3 protein-coding genes and 2 pseudogenes are annotated in these 2,965 nt (G+C 59.7%); 3 read left to right on the top strand and 2 right to left on the bottom strand.

Annotation, left to right across the window (positions count from 1 at the left end; genetic code table 11):
* Positions 1–648 (bottom strand): annotated as a pseudogene (locus tag ACIQVE_RS21105) (ABC transporter ATP-binding protein); the annotation flags it as partial.
* A 10-nt stretch (positions 649–658) separates the two neighbouring features.
* Between ACIQVE_RS21105 and ACIQVE_RS21110 the strand changes: the two are divergent.
* From ACIQVE_RS21110 to ACIQVE_RS21120, 3 genes are all read left to right on the top strand, one after another.
* Complete coding sequence (locus ACIQVE_RS21110; RefSeq protein ID WP_402811678.1) at positions 659–1,264, top strand: arylesterase; 606 nt, start codon at positions 659–661, stop codon at positions 1,262–1,264.
* A gap of 57 nt (positions 1,265–1,321) precedes the next feature.
* Complete coding sequence (locus ACIQVE_RS21115) at positions 1,322–1,615, top strand: hypothetical protein (protein WP_007908575.1); 294 nt, start codon at positions 1,322–1,324, stop codon at positions 1,613–1,615.
* Positions 1,616–1,729: 114 nt separating this feature from the next.
* Positions 1,730–2,701 carry a L,D-transpeptidase family protein gene (locus tag ACIQVE_RS21120; protein ID WP_402811682.1) on the top strand — a complete coding sequence of 324 codons (972 nt, stop codon included), beginning with the start codon at positions 1,730–1,732 and terminating at the stop codon, positions 2,699–2,701.
* A gap of 124 nt (positions 2,702–2,825) precedes the next feature.
* Here ACIQVE_RS21120 and ACIQVE_RS21125 read toward each other — a convergent pair.
* Positions 2,826–2,912: pseudogene (locus ACIQVE_RS21125) on the bottom strand (alanine-zipper protein); the annotation flags it as partial.
* Positions 2,913–2,965: the final 53 nt, after the last annotated feature.

Genomic DNA, 2,965 nt, shown 5'->3' on the forward strand with positions numbered 1-2,965 from the left:
AATAATAATCAGACCACCGAAACCAACACCCAGAATAACAAACTTTCACAACACCACCATCTTCCTAACTAATACCTATAACAATTCGAACAGCAAGTCGCTGATGCGCTCGCCGGTGTGGCTGTCGAGGTTGCCGGTGGGTTCATCGGCGAACAGCACGTCAGGCTCGGCAGCAAACGCCCGGGCAATCGCCACGCGTTGTTGCTCGCCACCGGACAACTGGCGCGGTGAATGCGTCAGGCGCTGGCCGAGGCCGACTCGCTGCAGCAATTCGGTTGCGCGCTCGCGCGCATCTTTGCGGCCATCGAGCTCCAGCGGCAGCATGACGTTTTCCAGGGCATTGAGACTGTCGAGCAGCTGGAATGACTGAAAGACGAAACCGACGTGCTCGGCACGGATGCGCGCGCGTTGGTCTTCGTCGAGACCGCTCAGGCCTTGGCCGGCCAGCGTGACTTCGCCGCTGCTTGGCAGGTCGAGTCCGGCGAGCAGGCCGAGGAGGGTGGATTTGCCGGAACCGGACGCGCCAACGATGGCCAGGCTGTCGCCCTTGTTCAGTTCCAGGCTGAGTTCGTGCAGGATAGTCAGTTCACCTTCCGCGCTGGAAACCACTTTGCTGAGGTTCTTCGCGGTGAGAATGCTTGCGCCCATGGAGAATCCGATGCGAGTGTGGTTTTTGAGTGCTGGCCTGGCCTTGACGTGCATGGCCCAGAACGCAGCGGCGGGTACTGTCCTGATCGTTGGCGATAGTATCAGCGCCGGTTTCGGCCTGGATACCCGCTTGGGGTGGGTCTCGTTGCTGGAGCAACGGCTCAAACAGGAGGGTTTCGACGATAAAGTGGTCAATGCCTCCATCAGTGGCGACACCAGTGCCGGAGGCCAGGCGCGCCTGCCCGCGCTGCTTGCAGAGCATAAGCCTGAGCTGGTCATCCTCGAACTGGGTGGCAATGACGGCCTGCGCGGAATGCCGCCAACGCAATTGCAACAAAACCTTGCGGCGATGATCGACAGCTCGCGCAAAAGCGGCGCGAAGGTATTGCTGCTGGGCATGCAATTGCCGCCCAACTACGGCAAGCGCTATACCGATGCTTTCGCCCAGGTTTACGGCAAACTCGCCGACGACAAGAAAATCCCGCTGGTGCCGTTTTTCCTCGACGGCGTGGGCGGTCATCCGGACCTGATGCAGGCCGATGGTCTGCACCCGGCAGCCGGGGCTCAAGGCAAGTTGCTGGAAAATGTCTGGCCGACGCTAAAACCGCTGCTTTGAGGCTTTTCTAGCGGCAGGCTTTCGGCTAATGTGGCGCCCCCTTAATCGGAGGCCCCGATGTCGCGTTCTGCCTGGTCCCTTTTCGCCTATCAACTGATCGAGCCTGACGAGCAGCTGGATCTGTTCGCCTGCCAGGAAGTGCGGGTGCATCTGGTGACCCGTCAACTCGAACTCGGCGGTTCGGCCGATCGCACCCTGTGCGGCAGCCTGCTGCCGGCGCAACCGCGCTGGTCGAGCGTGGATCGTCGGGTGTTTCAGGATCAGCGCCTGTGCTCGTTGTGCCGCGCGATCCTCGAATCGCAAAAACGCGGGACGTCGCCTATCTGGCCTGAGTTGCGCTTCGAGCTTTAATATCAAGGATCGCAGCCTTCAGGCGCGGTCTATCGGCGCATCTCCCCGAATTCCCAAGGCGCGGTGTACAATCGCGCTCTTATACCCTTGTTGATCATGCGAAGGATTTTCCGGATGTTGCCGCGCTTTCCTGCCGTCACCCGCTGCCTGTCACTTGCCGCCCTGTGTGTGGCCGGTCCCGTTGCTGCATTGGAGCTTCCCCTGCCACCACCCGGTGAGGACATCGTCGGCCAGGTGCAGGTGATCAAAGCCAAGTACGAAGACACCTTCGCCGATCTGGGCACCACTTACGATCTGGGCTATTCGGAAATGGTCGCGGCCAACCCGGGCATCGATGCCTGGCTGCCAGGTGCCGGTACCGAAATCGTCCTGCCGACGCGTTTCATTCTGCCGCCGGGCCCGCGTGAAGGGATCGTCATCAACCTTGCCGAATACCGCCTCTACTACTACCCGAAAGGCCGGAACGTGGTGTACACCTTCCCGCTGGGTATCGGGCGTGAGGGCTGGGGTTCGCCGATCGCGCACACTTCGATCATTGCCAAGACGCCGAACCCGACCTGGACGCCTCCAGCGTCGATCAAGGCCGAGCACGCCGCTGATGGTGATCCGCTGCCAAACGTGGTGCCTGCCGGTCCTGACAACCCGCTGGGCCCGTTCAAGTTCACCTTGGGCACGCCGGGCTACCTGATCCACGGTTCGAACAAGAAGTTCGGCATTGGCATGCGCACCAGCCACGGTTGCTTCCGCATGTTCAACAACAACGTGCTGGAAATGGCCGGCATGGTGCCGGTCGGGACTTCGGTGCGCATACTCAATGATGCGTACAAGTTCGGTCGCAGTGGCGGTAAGGTCTATCTGGAAGCGCACACGCCGATCGACGACAAAGGCAATCCGTCAGTGGTCGACAAGCACACGGCGGTGATCAACGCCATGCTCAAGCGTGAAGACATCACCAACAACCTGCGCATGAATTGGGATGTGGTGCGTGATGTGGTCGCGGCCGAAGATGGCCTGCCAACCGAAATCGGTACGCCTGGCACCTCGGCGCCGATGGTCTCCAGCGCCCCGATCGATCTGCAGCAGTAAGCTCAAACAGAAAACCCGCCGATGCGTGAGCGTCGGCGGGTTTTTTATTGCCCGGACAAATGCATCCGGCACAAAAAAGCCGACCCAAAAAATGGGTCGGCTTGATAACAATCCCGAAGGACTATTACTTGCGGCTAGCTTTTTCCAGCATGCGCAGAGCACGCTCGTTAGCTTCGTCAGCAGTCTGTTGTGCTTTTTGAGAAGATGGTAGTGTTTCTACAGATTTTGGTTAAGCTTGTTGTTCTCGTTGGTGGGAGGTTCATT

It is taken from the genome of Pseudomonas sp. NPDC098747, assembly GCF_044760045.1.
Classification (GTDB): Bacteria; Pseudomonadota; Gammaproteobacteria; order Pseudomonadales; family Pseudomonadaceae; genus Aquipseudomonas.